We start from the raw sequence: 17,495 nt of genomic DNA, 5'->3' as shown, positions 1-17,495 counted from the left end.
GGTATAATATTAGGCTTGTTTCACCATTAAGCAGGTATGCTGAAAATCCTTTTTGGCTTTTTCCGCAACTGAAATAAAATTTCAGTGTACTAAAACCGGCAACGAGTATAATATTACTTTTGCTACACCATTATGCCATTCAATAAAAACACAACGGCTCATTTAGCACTGCTGTTCACTAATCTTTTTTTTGCCATTAACTTAAGTGCGGCAAAACACCTTACCAGTTTGCATCTGGCAAAACCTTTTGGTTTAAATGTGGTAAGGGTGGGTGTAAGTGCAATTCTATTCTGGATATTATATTTATTGAAACCAACTTCGGTAAAGATTGATAAACAGGACAGGATGCGTTTTATCTGGTGTGCTTTAACCGGCATTGCCATTAACCAGCTACTTTTTTTAAAAGGCCTTTCGCTAACTTATCCAATACATGCTTCATTATTAATGCTTACTACACCCATTTTAATTGTGTTTATTGCAGCATGGTTATTAAAAGAAAGGATAGGCATTTTCAAAATTGCAGGACTGGCCTTGGGTATTACCGGCGCTGCAGTATTGGTTTTAGCCAAAGGGGGAACAGCTAACAGAAGCGATGTGGTACTGGGAGATATTTTAATTATTACCAATGCCGTTTCTTATACCATTTATTTTATACTGGTAAAACCGTTGATGCTGAAATACAATCCCGTAATGATCATGCGCTGGATATTTACTATTGGCCTGGTAATGATTTTACCTTTTGGCTGGATAGAGTTTACCCAAATACAATGGAATGTTTTTAATGCAGTTGATTTTACCACCATGGCACTGGTGGTTATTACAGGAACATTTGTGGCCTATCTCTTTAATGTGTATGGCATAAAAATACTCGGTGCTTCTGCAGCAGGGTTTTATATTTACACACAACCTTTTTTTGCTACCATTATTGCTATGATCTTTTTAAAAGAAGAATTACAGTTGTATAAACTGGTAGCAGCAGTGTTGATATTTACGGGAGTTTATTTAGCTAACAAAACAACCAAAAATGCCTGATTATATAATTGTACAAACTAACGACGAATACAAAGCCGCCGCACAACTATTTAAAGAATACGCCGCATGGTTAAATATCGATCTCGGTTTTCAGCATTTTAATGAAGAGCTTGAAAACTTAAAAGCAATGTACAATGCAACGGATGGTGGCATAATACTTTGTAAAGAGGATAATAATTTTATTGCCTGTGTTGCTTTAAGAAAAAGTGAAGAAAAAATTGCAGAACTCAAGCGTATGTATGTACAACCTGCACATCAGCATAAAGGCATTGGAAAAGTATTGCTGGAAAAATCTATTGCGTTAGCGCAAAACTGCCATTACGAATTTATAAGGCTGGATACATTAAATCATATGACACCTGCTATCAATCTCTATAAAAAATATGGCTTTTATGAAATAGCGCCTTACTATCATAATCCTGTTTCTACAGCGGTATATTTTGAAAAAAAATTGTAACATTAATTACAATGCTTGTTATACCGCTTTATAAATGCTTTAAAGCTGGACTCTATGTAATTAAGTTGCAGCAGATCTCCCTCCCTGATATAATAACAATCATCCGTCCTTTCACGTAATTGGTCTTCAAAGATCCTAGCGTGGCTTACATAATTTACTAACTGGTAAACTTGCCGCAATGATTCTTTATCCTGCATCTGGCCTCCCATAGCATATAAAAGCTGTACGGGTATGCTATCACGTCGCCCCTGCACAAAGAAATAAGCAACCCCGTCTTTATCTTTTGCAGTAAATAAATTAATTTTTCCACCGGTAATAAGAGGAGTTAAAAGAACAGTGGTATCATACACAGGGTCGCTGTAATTAGGCGATTGCACATCTTCAATATTTTCGGAATAGCCATACAGTACTAAACGTAAAACAGTTTTTACAGTATTATTCTTTACAAAAATCCGTACCTCTTCCGAATTAAATACAGCTGTATCGGCAATTGCCTTTATAACCCTGATCTGCTTGCCGGATACTTTCACTTTGCCGGATACAGTATCTCCACGCTGCAATACAATATATTCATTTGATTGGGCAAACGAGTTAAAAGAAACTAATAAACCAAGACTAAAAATTATAATTTTCATACGAACGAAATAATGTTTACTGGAATAGATCACAATGATCAATTTACTTAGTAAGAAAACAATATCAGCTATTCTTTGGATAATCAAAAAACAAAAACTCTTTTTTTGCCTTGGCAAAATCTTTCCATTGGCTGATATCGGTCTGCACAGCAAATACTGCACAGGTGGGCATATTGTCAATTCTTACATCTGCAACAAGGTCGTTTACAAAATAACTAATGCCAGGGTTGTGAGCAAAAATGGCGACAGTATTTAAACTATCATCCAGGGTTTTTATCACTTCGTAAAATTCTCGGGCTGGCGCATGATACAAAGCACTGACAAAATTTATATCTTCAATTTTTTGCTTATAACTTTCGCAAAATAATTCAGCAGTTTTTTTAGCCCGCCTGGCAGGGCTTGCAACAAAGGAGTCGATAGCAATATTTCTATCTAAAATTCTTTTTGCCATTTCAGGAGCATCTTTTTTACCCCGTTCGTTTAGTGGCCGCTCAAAATCGTTCCCAAAAAAACTCTGGTCGCTTTTAGCATGACGTATAATGAGCAATGTTTTCAATACAGTTGTTTGTATAAAAATAAAATAATTTTCAGATAAACGGGGAATTAACAAAACATATCGGTTCTTTTACCAAATTTGTAATCTAAAATCATTCTACTAATGTTCAGATCCTCAGTCTTTTTACTTTGCTCCTCTTTATTAGTTTTATCCTGCAGTAACCTTAAAAAAATTGCCGTTGCGCCACAGGCAGAAAATATCAGTGCTGTAAAGTTGCTGGGAGAATATGATATACCTTATAACCTCAATTATAAAAACACTACAGTAGGCGGCTTGTCAGGTATTGACTATGATGCAAAGAACAATGTGTATTACATGATATGTGATGACAGAAGTGATATTAACCCGGCCCGTTTTTACAAAGCCCGGATTTTTATTACCCCCAATGGTATTGATAGCATACAGTTTGTGGGTGTTGAGCATATGCTGCAACCTGATAACACAGTTTATCCTAATAAAAAAACAGACCGGTCTCATGTGCCCGATCCGGAAGCGGTAAGGTACAATCCCGTTTCAAAACAATTGGTTTGGAGCAGCGAGGGAGAACGAATTGTTAGAGAAAAAGATACGGTACTGGAAAACCCTTCAGTAATTTTGATAACCACAGATGGCAAATTCAAAAATAATTTTGAATTGCCTGCCAACTTAACCATGCATGCAACTGAAAAAGGCCCCCGCCAGAATGGTGTATTGGAAGGCATGAGTTTTGCCAATAATTATAAAACGCTTTTTGTAAATGTAGAAGAACCGCTTTATGAAGATGGGCCACGTGCTGATATTACCGATAATAATACTTATATCCGTATTTTAAAATTTGATGTGGCCACAAAAAAAAATACTGCACAGTATGCTTACAAATTAGAACCTATTGCATACGCTCCTGATCCTGTAACTGGGTTTAAAATTAACGGAGTGCCTGATATTTTAAATATTGGTAACAATAAATTCCTGGTAATTGAACGCTCCTTTTCTACCGGAAGATTAGCATGTACCATTAAAGTTTTTATTACAGACCTTAGTGTTGCAACCAATATTAAAGAAGTGGCATCACTTAAAGAGAGCAATAGTTTTGTACCGGCAACAAAAAAATTATTGCTGAATATGGACGACCTGGGCATTTATATTGATAATATTGAAGGTGTAACATTTGGCCCCACGTTACCCAACGGGCACAAGACTTTGATATTTATTGCAGATAATAATTTTGACACCAAGGAAAAAGCACAGCTGCTGTTATTTGAAGTAACGGAATAAATAGCAATCATTATCCTTATGATAATTTTACCAACGACAGTTGTTTTAGCTTGCAATAACTATAACTTTGATCATTAAATATTTGTACAATGAAATTGAAACTGGTAAGGAAATTAATTTTATGCAGCGCCTTCTTTTACCTGCCATTTACTGGTATGGCATGGGGTGTATTAGGCCACCGCATAGTAGGACAAATTGCAGATAGCTATCTTACAAAACATACAAAAAAAGCCATAGCAGAAATTTTAGGCACCGAATCAGTTGCTATGGCTAGTAACTGGCCCGATTTTATTAAATCAGATCCGGCATATAATTACCTGTACAACTGGCATTATATTAATATCAAAGGGGGGCTTAGTACTGACAGTGTAAAAGCCTACCTGGAATCTGATACGGCAACAGATGCTTACACTAAAATTAATTTTTTAGTAGAGCAACTTAAAAACAAAAGTCTTGATCATGATAAAAAAGTATTGTACCTGCGCCTGCTGATACATATTGTGGGTGATGTGCACCAGCCTTTACACGTAGGCCATGCTGATGATCAGGGTGGTAATAAAGTAAAAGTAACCTGGTTTAAAGACCCCAGTAACCTGCACACGGTTTGGGATACACAGCTGATCAATTTTCAGCAACTGAGTTATTCAGAATATGCTACTGCCATTAATTTTACTACAAAGGAAAGCCGCAAGGCAATGCAGGAACAACCCGTATCAACATGGATAGTAGAATCGTACCAGCTGGCAGATAAAATTTATGGAGATATAAAAGAAGTGGATCAGAAGTTAGATTACGTTTACAACTTTAAATATGTAGATACATTAAACAGTCAACTGTTAAAGGGTGGTGTAAGACTGGCTGGTTTGTTAAATGCAATTTTTGGGTAAGAACACCGCCTGTGGCGTGATCTTAATAGAGTGCGCCACAGGCACATTCCTATAAAAAATAAATGCGTCTTCAGACGCATTTATTTTTTTAATAACCCCTCACATTCTTGCCTTCCATATAATTCATAAAGGCTTTGTTACAAACACGGTTACCGCCAGGTGTGGGGTAATTGCCAGTAAAATACCAGTCGCCGGTATTGGTAGGGCAGGCTTCGTGCAGGCTTTCAATAGTTTGATAAATAACCTGTATAGGAATGTCAAGATCTTTGGGTGTAATTAACTCCGCAATTTTCCGGCTCATTTCCTTTAAGGTAAAAGGTTTGTAAATTTCCTGTACCAGGTTTTCGGTATGCAGCTGATTATTGCGTTGTAATTCTTTACATTTTTCTAAAGTATCAGCTAAAATATGTTCCTGTTTGGTATCCTGTAATAATTCAATAGCCGCACGGAAGGCGATAAAATCACCCAGCTTGCTCATATCGATACCATAACAATCGGGATAACGTATTTGTGGCGCCGAAGAAACAATAATTATTTTTTTAGGCTGCAGGCGTGATAGCATGCGGATGATACTTTCCTTAAGTGTTGTTCCTCTTACAATACTATCATCAATAACCACCAACGTGTCTTCATTTTTTCTTACGGTACCGTAAGTGATATCATATACGTGCTGTACCATTTCGTTACGGCTGGCATCTTCGGTAATAAAAGTACGCAGCTTCACATCTTTAATAGCAATCTTTTCAAATCGTATTTTACGGGTGATCATTTCAGTCAGCTTCTCTTCGTCAAAATCTTTACCCCAGCTGGCAATACGTTCTATTTTTATTTTATTCAGGTAATCCTCTGCACCTTTTAATAAACCATAAAAAGCAGTTTCTGCTGTATTAGGTATAAAAGAGAAAATGGTATTCTTAAGATCGTACTTAATAACTTTTAAAATAACATTGCTCAGGTTGTAACCTAAGGCAATTCTTTCCCTGTAAATTTTTTCATCGCTGCCACGGCTGAAGTAAATACGTTCAAAACTGCAGGCCCTTCTTTCTTTAGGTGCTACAATTTCTTCTACGGAATAAGTGCCATCAGCTTTTACAATAATAGCATTGCCCGGCATTAATTCCTGCACTTCGTTCTCCCCAACATTAAAAGCAGTTCTTATGGCTGCTCTTTCACTTGCCGCAACAATTACATCATCATTTATATAATAGTAAGATGGACGAATGCCATGAGCATCCCTCATTACAAATGCATCGCCATTGCCTAATAAGCCGCTAAAATGAAAGCCGCCATCAAATAAAGGCACTGCTTTTTTCAACACTTTTACAATATCAATATGGCCGGGAAAAGCTTCATCAGCCTTAACAATAAAATGATGCAATACTTCCATCATTGCCGCAAGATCACTCTGGCGCTGAAACTCACCCGGGTCAATATTCACCAGTCCAAAAAGTTCTTCGGTATTCACCAGGTTGAAATTTCCTGCAAGGGCTAAATTTCTTGCCGGAATAGTATGACGCTTAATAAAAGGATGGCAAAACTCCACGTTGTTCTTTCCCTGTGTGCCATATCTTAAGTGACCCAGCAAAACCTCGCCTAAAAAATCAGCGTGCCCTTTCATCAGGCCGGGGTGATTCTTGATATCAGGCTGGTATTTTTCCAGTTCACCTATTTCTTTACCTATCTGGCTGAAAATATCTGCAATGGGCTGGTTGGCACAACTGCGGATGCGGTGCAAAAAAGGATAGCCGGGTTCGGTATTCAGCTTTACGGCAGCCACACCGGCGCCATCCTGGCCACGGTTGTGTTGTTTTTCCATCAGCAGGTACAGCTTGTTTAAGCCATACATAACTGTGCCATATTGTTGCTGGTAATAACTGAAAGGCTTGCGGAGGCGGATAAAAGCCAATCCGCATTCGTGTTTGATTTCGTCGCTCATGTTAAGGAGTGAGGCGCAAAGTTAGGTGATTTAAAAGAAAAAACCCGATGTTTAAACATCGGGTTTTTATAAAAGCTGCAATATGTTGTGTTATATAAGTTTAATTGTTTGACAGTAAATGATTTATAGACCACTTAAACAAATACCAATTTCAAAAGGATGAATTACAGGGCCAACACCATCTTTTAATAAAGCTGTAAACTGGTAACTGCCAAATAATGATAAATTACCAAACCCTATACGACCTGTTGCCGCAACACGGGTAGTATTAAAGAAACGTTTATTGGTTTCTTTTTGGGTGTAGGTATTGATAGTGCCACCACTTTTATTCTGCAATGTTTTTCCTTTGGTATGCACATTTAATAATGTACCTACTTTTATGCCAATGGCAGCTTTTAAGCTTTTATTTTCCTTTTCGGGATGTTTAACCCACCTTAACTCAACGGGTACTTCCAAAAATGCAGTGGTTAATTTGTATTTTTTAAAATGATCTGTAGAATCGAGTGAGGTAAAAGGCAGTTTTGTTGCGGTGGATCTGATATCTATATTATAATTTTTAAAGTACATATTAGTAGTACCAAAGCCAATTCCATATGCGGCACTAAACTGGGGATTACCTTTAAAAGGCTTGTTCATCATCACATAAATATTGGCACCTCTTGATAAGCCTTTTGTATGATTGTTAATGCTATCCGGCATTCCAGACCAATGATCGGTGCTTAATTGAATCATAAAATGGTCTCCTGCACGGCTCACTAAATCCTTTTTATCTGCTTTTTTCTTATCCTGCGCAAATGCGCCTGCTACAGCAACAAAGGCAACACATACTAGTACTATTTTCTTCATAATTAATTTTGAAGGTGCAAAATAACGTCAAATAATCTAATGAACCGTTAAATATTTGATTTTGTATAAAGGAAGCTCCTGCTTCCTTTCAAAAGAATAAAAGAAAAAAGAAAACGAAGCTTGAGCTTCATTTGTACAAAAAAACACAGAAATTGGGTGTTAAATAACATTCATGTCCCATATTGTCCATTTGAGTAAAGATAAAAAATTGCAAAAGGTGCTGCCTTTGGAAACCAGTTTTACATTAGTTAAAAGAAAGAACATTCACCTGCATTTATGCAACTCCATTATGAGCCAGCAGCTGAGTACTAAAGTAGCAGACGTTTTTCAAAAAAGATTTCTGCATTTATATGGTGGAAAAAATCCTACCGCAGAACAAATTGCCACAACACCATTTGAAACTTTAAGAGCCATTGGCTTAAGTAATGCCAAAGCCAATTATGTATTGAACGTTTGTAATTTTTTTATTACAGAAAAAATTACGGATAGCCGCTTGCATAAAATGAGCAATGAAGAACTGATTAAATACCTTACACAGATAAAAGGTGTGGGGCAATGGACAGTAGAAATGATATTGATGTTTACATTGGGCCGGGAAGATATTTTTGCAGTGGATGATCTGGGTATTCAGCAGGCGATGTGCAAATTGTACAAGATAGATGCTACTGATAAAAAGGCGATGAAAGAAAAAATGCTGTCTATCAGTAAAAAGTGGAGCCCATATCGTACTTATGCCTGCAGGTATTTGTGGGGTTGGAAAGACACCCCGGTTTCGCAATAAATTCATGCTTTTGGCTAAACCTGATTTTTTATGACCCTACCACTTCAAATACAGCTTAAAGCCTCCATATTTGCAAGCGAAAAATCTTTAAAAATTAATGCCGAATTTTTAGAATTCGGAGAAGAAAGCTTATCTAAATTTGAAATAGCTGAAATACGATATGGTGTCAAAGCTATTAACGGCCCTAGTTTTAGAATTGGAAGAATATTCCAGGTAGAAGTTAAAAGTGTAACCGGCAAAATAATTAAAATCAGGTTTCAGTCTGTATACCAGGTCAGGCGAAAAAAATTAGAAGAAAAGTATTTGCAAATATTAAATGCGTTATTTGAAAATTATTTCAACGATATCGTAGGTGATTTTGTAAAGTCTTTTAATGATAAGATTGATTTTGATATTCTTGGGGTGACTTTTACCCAGGAAGGCGTGATACTTAATAAAAATACAGCAACCATTGAATGGTTAAATCTGGGAACAAAAAATTATTGGACTTATTATTCTCTCTTTTCTAAATCAGATGCTCATCACAATAGATCTTTTTACTATTTGACAGATTGGAACACTATCATTTTACAAACTGTATCAAGGCATATTTTAAAGGAAAAAGGAATGGTATAAAATGGAGCACTAACATTTTATGGCTGCAACAATCTCTTCCAGGAATTTTTTATCTGTTTCATCAAACTGATCAGGCAATTCACTATCCACATCCAGCACACCAACTACTTCATTATTTTTAATAAGCGGAACAACAATTTCTGACCTGGATAAGCTGCTGCAGGCAATATGGCCCGGAAATTTTTCTACATCAGGTACAATTAAGGTAGCTGCATTTTGCCAGGAAGCGCCGCAAACACCACGGCCTTTTTTTATCCGGGTGCAGGCCACTGGTCCCTGGAAAGGACCCAGTACCAGTTCTTTATCGCCGTCAACAGCGGTAGCTGGTTTAACCAAATAAAAACCAACCCATAACCAACCGAACTGTTCTTTTAAAGCTGCGGCAACATTGGCCAGGTTGGCAACCAGGTCGGGTTCGCCATCAAGCAAACCTTTTATCTGCGGAATAAGTGACAGATAAATTTCTACTTTACTGCCTTCAATTATTTTCAGGTCCTCTGCCATTGGTAACAATAACTTTATTTACGGATCAAAATCTGTTCTTCCATTTTCAATTCCTTATCTAAAAGAAAAGTACCACAAGGAATGATGGATGCTAAAAAAGCCTTGCCTAACCAGGTAAATTCTTTTTTAAATGAAGTAAATACTTCAAAGGCAAAATATATGAATGCTACAAACAAGGCACCATGTATCCAGCCAAAAAATTTTACTGCCTGTGGTATATCAAAAATATATTTCAGCGGCATTGCTATCAGCAATAAAACTAAAAAGGAAACGCCTTCGGCAATTGCCACCATTCTGAAACGGCGCAGCAATTTAAGCATGGGTTCTTTGTTCATGTAAGTGCTTTAAGGATGTAAGGTTTAACTAATAATCTATCACTTGCTCAACAATAGCATCGGGTATTGCTCTCCATTCATATTGCTGGTTACGTAACTGCGGTTCAAAGCCTGCTTCTTTTATGGATTGCTGAATAGTGGTGCTGGTAAAACGATGCGGTGCACCAGCTGCACTCACCACATTCTCTTCAATCATGATACTTCCAAAATCGTTAGCACCTGCATTTAAACAAATTTGTGCTACCTGTTTACCTACAGTTAACCAGCTGGCCTGTATGTTTTTCACATTAGGCAACATGATACGGCTCATTGCAATCATGCGGATATATTCTTCTGCTGTAGTTAAATTATGTACACCACGAATTTTAGCCAGTAATGTATCCACATCCTGGAAGGTCCATGGGATAAATGCCAGGAAACCTTTTGCCTCTTCGGGTTTGCGGCTTTGTACTTCTCTTAATTTAATCAGGTGTTCAAAACGCTCCTGCAAGGTTTCCACATGGCCAAACATCATAGTAGCAGATGTGGTGATGTTGAGTTTGTGTGCTTCATGCATAATATCCAGCCATTCCTGTGCACCACATTTTCCTTTACTGATCAGCCTTCTTACCCTGTCAGTTAAAATTTCTGCACCAGCCCCTGGTAAGCTATCCATACCAGCTTCTTTTAAAGCCATCAATACTTCACGGTGGGTGCTTTTTTCCAGTTTAGTAATATGTGCAATTTCCGGCGGGCCTAAAGTGTGCAGCTTAATGTTGGGGTAAAGGTTTTTCAGTTCCTTAAAAAGATTTACATAAAAACTTAAACCTAATTCAGGGTGATGACCGCCTTGTAACAACAACTGATCGCCACCAAATTTTATCGTTTCTTCAATCTTTTTCTTATAGGTTTCAATATCTGTTATATAAGCCTCGGCATGGCCGGGAATACGATAGAAATTGCAGAACTTACAATTAGCAATACATACATTAGTAGTATTTACGTTGCGGTCTATCTGCCAGGTAACTTTACCATGCGGTACTTGTTTTTTGCGTAATTCATTGGCTACATACATCAGTTCACTCAGCGGAGCGTTATTAAACAAATACATACCTTCTTCAGCTGAAAGAAACTCAAATGCCAGCGCTCTCTCGTATAAATTATTTAGTTCCATAATCACCTTTTGTGTAATAAACAACAAAAGTACATCCATTAGGTTGTATATTTAACTAACTGCTATAATGAAAAACACTTTTTTAATATTGTTTTTTACTTTTTGTGCCAGGGCATGCCTCTCTCAGGAAATATTATCGCAGCCACAAGCCAAACTGATCACTACTTTTCCTTTTAAACAATATAGCGGTGGTGTAATGGTAATTCAGGCCACTATCGGCAATGTACCAGATACATTGAACTTTATTTTAGATACCGGCAGCGGGGGTATTTCCCTGGATTCCTCCACCTGTGCCGAATTTAATATTGCCACAAAGGCCAGTGACACTACCATTACCGGTATTGGCGGCATAAGAAAAGTACCCTTTGTTTTTGACCAAACATTGCACCTTCCCGGTTTAGAAGTGAACCACCTTAATTTTCATGTTAATAATTACGACGTATTAACCAGTGTATATGGCGAAAAAGTGGATGGTATTGTAGGCTACAGTTTTTTCAGCAGGTATGTTGTAGCTATAAATTTTGATAGTGGATATATACAGGTATATACTCCCGGAAAAATAAGTTACCCAAGAGGTGGCACCACATTGCACCCGGTTTTTACTGCATTACCTATACAGTGGGTGAATTTTAAAGACCGGAAAAAAATGGGCTATAATTTTTATTATGATACCGGTGCCGGCCTTTGTTTATTAATGAGTGAAAAATTTGCAGAAGACAGTGCTGTATTACATAGCCGCCGCAGGCCCGTAGTAACGCAGGCCCAGGGCATGGGGGGGCGCCTCCAAATGCGCCTTACCCTGGTAAAGGAAGTAAAAGTTGGCCCCTATAAGTTTCACCAGGTGCCAACGTACCTGTACGAAGATGAATATAATGTTACCTCCTTTCCTTTTACAGGCGGACTTATAGGTATCGATCTGCTGCGCAGGTTCAATATGATAATAAACTATCCTAAAAGAGAAATCCATTTATTACCCAATGGACATTTTAATGAAAAATTTGATTATGCTTATACCGGCCTCGGCATTTATTACGAAAATGGAAAGATAACTGTAGGCGATGTTATTGAAGGTTCGCCGGCAGCCAAAGCAAAGATCATGGCGGGGGATGAGATCTTTTCAGTAGGTAATAATTTATCGCATAATATAATGACCTATAAAAATATATTGCAAACGCCTAACGAAGACATCAAAGTAATTGTAAAAAGGGGCGAAGCTTTTATCATGCTTACTTTACATACCGTGAGCATTAGGTAAGAATCCACTTACAATATCCCACTATTGCTGCATAAAACAGCGCTGTAAATGATACCGGAATCAGCAACTATTTTACATCCTTCTCTCCTTACCTTTGTGCCATGATTCAGTTTGAAAGATTTGTTTTATCCAATGGATTAAAAGTTTTGGTGCATGAAGATAAGAGCACCCCGATGGCAGTAGTAAATGTTTTGTATGATGTAGGCGCCAGGGACGAAAACCCCAACAAAACAGGCTTTGCTCATTTATTTGAACACCTGATGTTTGGTGGCAGTATCAATATTCCCTCATACGACGAACCATTGCAGGTGGCCGGCGGAGAAAATAATGCCTTTACCACCAACGATCTTACCAATTATTATTGCCAGCTGCCGGCAGAAAATATTGAAACGGCTTTTTGGCTGGAAAGCGACAGGATGCTGTCTTTAGCTTTTGGTAAAAAAAGTTTAGATACCCAGCGTAAAGTGGTAAGCGAAGAGTTTAAAGAGCATTATATTAATAAACCTTACGGCGATGTATGGCATAAGATGAGGGAACTGGCCTATACAACCCATCCTTATCGCTGGATGACAATTGGTAAAGAATTAAGCCATATCGAAAACGCTACTCTGGAAGATGTAAAAGCTTTCTTTCATAAACATTACACGCCTAACAATGCTATTTTAGTGGTAGCTGGTAATATAACTCTTGAGCAGGTAAAAGTATTGGCAGAAAAATGGTTTGGGCCAATACCTTCCGGTGAGCAGTATGTACGCAACCTGCCGCAGGAACCTAAACAAACAGCACCAAGAAAACTGGAAGTAAAAGCTAATGTGCCATTAGATGCTTTGTATAAATGCTGGCATATTTATTCCCGTACCGACAGCCGTTATTATACCACCGATCTGATAGGAGAAATTTTAGGTGGCGGTGCTTCATCAAGATTGTTTCAATCTTTAGTAAAAGAAAAAAAGCTCTTCAGTAATATAGAATGTTACCACATGGGTAGCACCGATACCGGTCTTTTAACCATTGAAGGAAAACTGGTAAAAGGTGTGAGTATGGCAGATGCCGAAGCCGCTATTGATGAAGAAATAAAAAAATTACAGGAGCTGGGTGTAACAGATAAAGAACTGGAAAAGGTAAAGAACAAAACCGAAAGCATGATGGCTTTTGAAGACATGAGCGTAATGAACCGTGCCACCAGCATTGCCATGTATGAACAATTGGGTGATGCAGATTTAATAAACAAAGAGCTGGAAATGTACCAGGCTGTAACTGCTGCACAAATTGCAAAAGAGTGTAGTATTATTTTTGACGAGAACAATTCAAACACCTTATACTACTTCGCTAATTAAGAAGCGAAAAAAATTACAATGCTAGACAGAACAATACCACCACCAATAAAAGATGCAATAGAATTTGAGCTGCAATTAAAGCCCTATACATTTTTTGAATTAGACAATGGCGTACCTGTGTATACCATCGATGCAGGAACACAGGAAGTGTTTCAATTAGAACTGGTGTTTTATGCAGGCAACAGTTTTGAACTACAAAAAGCGGTAGCAGGTGCCACCAACTTTTTATTAAAGAATGGTACCAGCACAAAAACAGCTTTTGAAATTAATGAAGCCTTTGAATATTACGGTGCTCATTGTGCAAGAGCTTGTTATAATGAAACAGCGGTGATCAACCTGTCTTCTTTGAGTAAGCACCTGGATAAATTATTACCCGTGATCAAGGAGATGATAACCGATTCGGTTTTTTTGGAAGAAGAATTAGCTACGTACAAACAAAACAGCAAACAAAGGCTGAGTGTAAGTTTAAAGAAAAGTGAATTTGTAGCAGCCCGTTTAATTGATGCTTATGTTTATGGCGAGCAACACCCATATGGCACTTACACCAACCCCGAAGATATTGATGCTTTAAACACAGCACAGCTAAAAGAGTTTTTTAAACAATACTATATAAATGGTAGTTGTGTAATTTTTGTAAGTGGCAAATTGCCTGCCGATTTAAAAGAACAATTGAATAAGAATTTTGGAGGCCTGAATTTAAAGGCAAATAACGAACCACTGCCTGCAATAAACCCCCAACCTGCAACAGAAAAAAAATACCGCATCAGTAATGACGCAGAAGGCGTGCAGGGTGCCATAAGAATAGCCAGGCATTTTCCTAACAGGCACCACCCCGATTTTATGAAAGTGATGGTATTGAATACTTTGTTTGGCGGCTATTTCGGCAGCAGGCTGATGAGTAATATCCGGGAAGATAAAGGATATACGTATGGCATTCACAGCTATGTACAAAATCATTTGCAGCAAACGGCATGGCTGATAAGCACCGAAGCCGGTAAGGATGTAAGTGAAGCAACAGTAGAAGAAGTGTATAAAGAAATGAAATTATTGAGAGAAGAATTAGTGGATGAAGAAGAATTGTTATTGGTACGTAATTATTTGATCGGAACTATATTGGGCGATCTTGACGGGCCTTTTCAGATAATGGGACGATGGAAGAATATTATTTTAAATAAGCTGGACGAAAAATATTTTTATGATTCTATCCATGTTATTAAAACAATCAGCGCAGAAGAAATAAGAGAGCTGGCAAAAAAATACTTAAATCCTGAGGATTTTTATGAATTAATTGTAATTTAAAGTTCTGGGGTGAGTCACCCCATTTAGGGAGGCTCACCCTGTTAATACAAGGACTATGGAAAAATGGCTGATCAAAATATTAGTATGTGCAGTAAACGTTTTTATACTGGCGTATATTTTACCTGGTATAGAAATTAAGGATATGTTTACAGCTTTAATTGTGGCAGTGGTATTATCTTTTTTAGATGCCATAGTAAAACCTTTGCTGATATTACTTACGCTACCAGCCACTATACTTACACTAGGCCTGTTTTTATTTGTTATCAATGCCTGTATCATTTTAATTGACGATCATTTTGTAGGAGGCTTTAAAGTAGACAGCTTTTGGTATGCATTGCTGTTTAGTATTTTGTTATCCTTCTTCAATTCTTTTGTACACAAAAAAGCTTTTCCGGAAGAGAAAAAGCAAGAGACCCGGTAAGAATTTTAATGATAGCAACTTCAAATAATATTAGTGAAGAAATTTCCAACAACGGGTTTGCGATAATTGAAAATATTTATACAGAAGAAGAAGTCCTTCAAATTATTAACGCAATTGAAGAAGCCGATTCATTTAACCCAACTTTTCGCAGATCAACTGACCTTTTTGCAATAAGACAATTTTTCAAAGAAGTTCCCAAAGCTGTAGCAACAGTTTTCAATAAAAAATTAACCGATCTTACCGCAGAATTTTTTGGAAATGATTTCTTCGTTGTTAAATCTATTTACTTTGATAAGCCAGCAGCTTCTAACTGGTTTGTATCTTATCATCAGGATCTCACTATTTCTGTAGACACAAAACTTGCAGTACATGGTTTTGGTCCATGGACAGTAAAACAAGATCAATTTGCTGTGCAACCCCCTTTAAAAATTTTAGAAGATAATTTTACTATCCGTATTCACCTTGACGATACCGATGAAAACAATGGGGCCTTAAAAGTTGTCCCACAATCTCATTGCAAAGGAATTTACCGGCCCGAAACAATTGACTGGACAACAGAGAAAGAAAATATATGCCAAGTGAAAAGAGGGGGCATAATGATTATGAGGCCATTATTACTACACTCATCTGGTAGAACTGTTAATAATAAAAAACGCCGGGTGATACATATCGAGTGCAGTAGTAGTGAATTACCAACTGGTTTAAATTGGTCAGAATTTTTGCTGATCAACTAAACAAAAAGAGCCCGTTAAAACCAGCTCTTTCATCTATTCAGTCTTCGGGGTAATTAAATTTAATCTCTGGGTACCAATTACTCTATCTTCATATTAAACCGCTTTGCCTGCTCCTTAATAATTTTTTCTACTTCGGTTTCTAAAGTCTGGGCATTATTTTTAGTAGCAGCATTCTTGGCTTTCTCTGCATTTATATAGGCCTCCCGCTGGCTATTTACAGTGGCAATTTGTTGTTGAATGGTATTTCTTAATTTACTTTTCTCTTCCACTATTTTTTTGATCTCATCTTTACTTTTGTTTTTTAAACTATCAGGCAACTCTTCTTTACTAAATGTAAAAGATTTTAAACTATCAGTTGCAAACCTGTCTACCAGATCCCAGTTGTCGTTGCGATACAATTCCTTTTTTCCTTTAACGGCAATTCTTTTTAACCCAGCTTCCCTGCTACCGGCGGTATTTACTGCATCCATATCATACATTTTAGAAAAACTGGCTTGCCCGGAATAGCCATAGGCGATATAGGTGCCGTTTAATTTTCCATTCAGCACATACAATGTAGTATCATATGGCGTTGGTATTTCTTCAATCTTTGCATCCTGGTTAATATTGGTAAAACTGCCATTACCACATTCACCAGCTAAATTCCAGTGTTCTCTTATACCCTGCATTTTATCACCACAGTAAATAGTATTTACAATAACCCCTTTTAGTTTCGCTTCGGCACACGACCTGGTGTATTGAATATCGCCCTGTAAAAAATCTTCGTTGCCGGCAATAAAAATCACTTTATAATTTTCCGGTGCCGCATCCCATTGCAGTTCCTGTAAAGAACTATAAATTACATGGCCGCAAAATTCATCACCGCCATTGGTTTTTAAACTGAATAAATTCTGCGATAAAGAATCCAGGTCACTGATAAATCCATTGATCTGTTTTACATAACCCTGTTTAATATCGTTAGTGCTTCTGCCGTATTCATACAAAGCAATTTCAATTTTGGGCGAAACATCACCATTGCATTTTGCCTTACCCATGGTGCTTACCATATTCCATAATTGCGCTTTGGCTTGTTCAATAAGGCCATCCATGCTGCCACTTACATCTAATAAAATGGCGGCCTGTATTTTAGGTGGTGCTGGCTTTTGCGGTACAGATTTGCCGGTAGATGAAATTAATGTTATTAAACCCAATGCAGAAAATGCGATAGTAAAAACGGTAGCAGAAAATTTCATAATCAAATAGTTTGGGGTAAGATGCAACGATAAAAAGAATTGCACAAGGGGATTTTGTTAAAAAACATACAAAGAGGATTGGCCACGGATTGCACAGATTTTCACAGATGAATACAGGCTGTTGCAGGGAGTTATACAAATTAATTCAGAAAATACATTGCCGATAAAATAATCCGTGAAAACCTGTGCAATCCGTGGCTAACCTTTTTGCCAAAGGCAAAACATC

General features: G+C 37.4%; 19 protein-coding genes. 11 read left to right on the top strand and 8 right to left on the bottom strand.

What is annotated here, in order from left to right; translation table 11 throughout:
- The first annotated feature begins 132 nt into the window (after positions 1-132).
- Both ACQ334_RS19620 and ACQ334_RS19615 read left to right on the top strand, forming a co-directional pair.
- A complete protein-coding gene (locus ACQ334_RS19620) occupies positions 133-1,032 on the top strand; it encodes a DMT family transporter (RefSeq protein ID WP_430989965.1) in 900 nt (299 codons plus the stop codon).
- Complete coding sequence (locus tag ACQ334_RS19615; RefSeq protein ID WP_430989964.1) at positions 1,025-1,489, top strand: GNAT family N-acetyltransferase; 465 nt, start codon at positions 1,025-1,027, stop codon at positions 1,487-1,489. The genes ACQ334_RS19620 and ACQ334_RS19615 overlap by 8 nt, the downstream gene beginning before the upstream one ends.
- Positions 1,490-1,491: 2 nt before the next feature.
- On the opposite strand, the gene ACQ334_RS19610 is transcribed toward ACQ334_RS19615, so the two are convergent.
- Together ACQ334_RS19610 and ACQ334_RS19605 are read right to left on the bottom strand one after the other, a co-directional pair.
- Complete coding sequence (locus ACQ334_RS19610; protein ID WP_430989963.1) at positions 1,492-2,124, bottom strand: hypothetical protein; 633 nt, start codon at positions 2,122-2,124, stop codon at positions 1,492-1,494.
- A gap of 64 nt (positions 2,125-2,188) precedes the next feature.
- Entirely contained in the window at positions 2,189-2,680 is a 492-nt protein-coding gene (locus ACQ334_RS19605) for a SixA phosphatase family protein (RefSeq protein WP_430989962.1), read from the bottom strand.
- A 102-nt stretch (positions 2,681-2,782) separates the two neighbouring features.
- Here ACQ334_RS19605 and ACQ334_RS19600 point away from each other — a divergent pair, with 102 nt between their 5' ends.
- On the top strand, positions 2,783-3,934 hold the full coding sequence (locus ACQ334_RS19600) for an esterase-like activity of phytase family protein (RefSeq protein WP_430989961.1): 1,152 nt from the start codon (positions 2,783-2,785) through the stop codon (positions 3,932-3,934).
- A gap of 89 nt (positions 3,935-4,023) precedes the next feature.
- Positions 4,024-4,821, top strand: coding sequence for a S1/P1 nuclease (locus ACQ334_RS19595; RefSeq protein WP_430989960.1), 798 nt, complete (start codon positions 4,024-4,026; stop codon positions 4,819-4,821).
- 88 nt (positions 4,822-4,909) lie between these two features.
- Here ACQ334_RS19595 and ACQ334_RS19590 read toward each other — a convergent pair whose 3' ends face one another.
- Together ACQ334_RS19590 and ACQ334_RS19585 are read right to left on the bottom strand one after the other, a co-directional pair.
- Positions 4,910-6,757: an amidophosphoribosyltransferase gene (locus ACQ334_RS19590; RefSeq protein WP_430989959.1), complete on the bottom strand. Its 1,848-nt coding sequence runs from the start codon at positions 6,755-6,757 to the stop codon at positions 4,910-4,912.
- Positions 6,758-6,880: 123 nt separating this feature from the next.
- On the bottom strand, positions 6,881-7,603 hold the full coding sequence (locus ACQ334_RS19585) for an outer membrane beta-barrel protein (protein WP_430989958.1): 723 nt from the start codon (positions 7,601-7,603) through the stop codon (positions 6,881-6,883).
- A gap of 172 nt (positions 7,604-7,775) precedes the next feature.
- Here ACQ334_RS19585 and ACQ334_RS19580 point away from each other — a divergent pair, with 172 nt between their 5' ends.
- Entirely contained in the window at positions 7,776-8,384 is a 609-nt protein-coding gene (locus ACQ334_RS19580) for a DNA-3-methyladenine glycosylase family protein (protein WP_430989957.1), read from the top strand.
- A 30-nt stretch (positions 8,385-8,414) separates the two neighbouring features.
- On the top strand, positions 8,415-8,999 hold the full coding sequence (locus ACQ334_RS19575) for a hypothetical protein (protein ID WP_430989956.1): 585 nt from the start codon (positions 8,415-8,417) through the stop codon (positions 8,997-8,999).
- 9 nt (positions 9,000-9,008) lie between these two features.
- On the opposite strand, the gene ACQ334_RS19570 is transcribed toward ACQ334_RS19575, so the two are convergent.
- Genes ACQ334_RS19570 through mqnC form a run of 3 tightly spaced genes read right to left on the bottom strand, consistent with a single transcriptional unit; the run spans position 9,009 to position 10,991 of the window.
- Positions 9,009-9,503 carry a GAF domain-containing protein gene (locus ACQ334_RS19570; protein WP_430989955.1) on the bottom strand — a complete coding sequence of 165 codons (495 nt, stop codon included), beginning with the start codon at positions 9,501-9,503 and terminating at the stop codon, positions 9,009-9,011.
- 14 nt (positions 9,504-9,517) lie between these two features.
- Positions 9,518-9,838 (bottom strand): DUF3817 domain-containing protein, encoded by a 321-nt coding sequence (locus ACQ334_RS19565; protein ID WP_430989954.1) that lies wholly within the window; start codon positions 9,836-9,838, stop codon positions 9,518-9,520.
- A 28-nt stretch (positions 9,839-9,866) separates the two neighbouring features.
- Positions 9,867-10,991: a cyclic dehypoxanthinyl futalosine synthase gene (gene mqnC, locus ACQ334_RS19560; RefSeq protein WP_430989953.1), complete on the bottom strand. Its 1,125-nt coding sequence runs from the start codon at positions 10,989-10,991 to the stop codon at positions 9,867-9,869.
- A 67-nt stretch (positions 10,992-11,058) separates the two neighbouring features.
- On the opposite strand from mqnC, the gene ACQ334_RS19555 reads away from it, so the two are divergent.
- From ACQ334_RS19555 to ACQ334_RS19535, 5 genes are all read left to right on the top strand, one after another.
- The gene (locus tag ACQ334_RS19555; protein WP_430989952.1) at positions 11,059-12,246 is read left to right on the top strand and encodes an aspartyl protease family protein; all 1,188 of its coding nucleotides are present in this window, start codon (positions 11,059-11,061) and stop codon (positions 12,244-12,246) included.
- Between the two features lie 101 nt (positions 12,247-12,347).
- Positions 12,348-13,583 carry a M16 family metallopeptidase gene (locus ACQ334_RS19550; protein WP_430989951.1) on the top strand — a complete coding sequence of 412 codons (1,236 nt, stop codon included), beginning with the start codon at positions 12,348-12,350 and terminating at the stop codon, positions 13,581-13,583.
- A gap of 18 nt (positions 13,584-13,601) precedes the next feature.
- Positions 13,602-14,882 carry a M16 family metallopeptidase gene (locus ACQ334_RS19545; protein WP_430989950.1) on the top strand — a complete coding sequence of 427 codons (1,281 nt, stop codon included), beginning with the start codon at positions 13,602-13,604 and terminating at the stop codon, positions 14,880-14,882.
- Between the two features lie 55 nt (positions 14,883-14,937).
- Positions 14,938-15,303: a phage holin family protein gene (locus ACQ334_RS19540; protein ID WP_430989949.1), complete on the top strand. Its 366-nt coding sequence runs from the start codon at positions 14,938-14,940 to the stop codon at positions 15,301-15,303.
- Between the two features lie 8 nt (positions 15,304-15,311).
- Positions 15,312-16,037: a phytanoyl-CoA dioxygenase family protein gene (locus tag ACQ334_RS19535; protein ID WP_430989948.1), complete on the top strand. Its 726-nt coding sequence runs from the start codon at positions 15,312-15,314 to the stop codon at positions 16,035-16,037.
- Positions 16,038-16,114: 77 nt separating this feature from the next.
- Here the strand turns inward: ACQ334_RS19535 and ACQ334_RS19530 are convergent, their stop codons facing one another.
- On the bottom strand, positions 16,115-17,269 hold the full coding sequence (locus ACQ334_RS19530) for a hypothetical protein (RefSeq protein ID WP_430989947.1): 1,155 nt from the start codon (positions 17,267-17,269) through the stop codon (positions 16,115-16,117).
- Between the last annotated feature and the right edge of the window lie 226 nt (positions 17,270-17,495).

The organism is Ferruginibacter sp. SUN106, from assembly GCF_050611765.1.
In the GTDB taxonomy this organism is placed as follows: domain Bacteria; phylum Bacteroidota; class Bacteroidia; order Chitinophagales; family Chitinophagaceae; genus Ferruginibacter.
The sequence above is the reverse complement of the archived record's forward strand: the minus strand, read 5'-3'. Positions and strand labels throughout refer to the sequence as shown.

Coding starts and splice junctions, on each gene's coding strand:
- mqnC (WP_430989953.1), bottom strand. CDS start 10,991: ATGGAACTAAATAATTTATACGAGAGAGCGCTGGCATTTGAGTTTCTT.
- ACQ334_RS19590 (WP_430989959.1), bottom strand. CDS start 6,757: ATGAGCGACGAAATCAAACACGAATGCGGATTGGCTTTTATCCGCCTC.
- ACQ334_RS19555 (WP_430989952.1), top strand. CDS start 11,059: ATGAAAAACACTTTTTTAATATTGTTTTTTACTTTTTGTGCCAGGGCA.
- ACQ334_RS19570 (WP_430989955.1), bottom strand. CDS start 9,503: ATGGCAGAGGACCTGAAAATAATTGAAGGCAGTAAAGTAGAAATTTAT.
- ACQ334_RS19545 (WP_430989950.1), top strand. CDS start 13,602: ATGCTAGACAGAACAATACCACCACCAATAAAAGATGCAATAGAATTT.
- ACQ334_RS19575 (WP_430989956.1), top strand. CDS start 8,415: ATGACCCTACCACTTCAAATACAGCTTAAAGCCTCCATATTTGCAAGC.
- ACQ334_RS19600 (WP_430989961.1), top strand. CDS start 2,783: ATGTTCAGATCCTCAGTCTTTTTACTTTGCTCCTCTTTATTAGTTTTA.
- ACQ334_RS19610 (WP_430989963.1), bottom strand. CDS start 2,124: ATGAAAATTATAATTTTTAGTCTTGGTTTATTAGTTTCTTTTAACTCG.
- ACQ334_RS19620 (WP_430989965.1), top strand. CDS start 133: ATGCCATTCAATAAAAACACAACGGCTCATTTAGCACTGCTGTTCACT.
- ACQ334_RS19580 (WP_430989957.1), top strand. CDS start 7,776: ATGTCCCATATTGTCCATTTGAGTAAAGATAAAAAATTGCAAAAGGTG.
- ACQ334_RS19540 (WP_430989949.1), top strand. CDS start 14,938: ATGGAAAAATGGCTGATCAAAATATTAGTATGTGCAGTAAACGTTTTT.
- ACQ334_RS19565 (WP_430989954.1), bottom strand. CDS start 9,838: ATGAACAAAGAACCCATGCTTAAATTGCTGCGCCGTTTCAGAATGGTG.
- ACQ334_RS19535 (WP_430989948.1), top strand. CDS start 15,312: ATGATAGCAACTTCAAATAATATTAGTGAAGAAATTTCCAACAACGGG.
- ACQ334_RS19530 (WP_430989947.1), bottom strand. CDS start 17,269: ATGAAATTTTCTGCTACCGTTTTTACTATCGCATTTTCTGCATTGGGT.
- ACQ334_RS19615 (WP_430989964.1), top strand. CDS start 1,025: ATGCCTGATTATATAATTGTACAAACTAACGACGAATACAAAGCCGCC.
- ACQ334_RS19595 (WP_430989960.1), top strand. CDS start 4,024: ATGAAATTGAAACTGGTAAGGAAATTAATTTTATGCAGCGCCTTCTTT.
- ACQ334_RS19585 (WP_430989958.1), bottom strand. CDS start 7,603: ATGAAGAAAATAGTACTAGTATGTGTTGCCTTTGTTGCTGTAGCAGGC.
- ACQ334_RS19550 (WP_430989951.1), top strand. CDS start 12,348: ATGATTCAGTTTGAAAGATTTGTTTTATCCAATGGATTAAAAGTTTTG.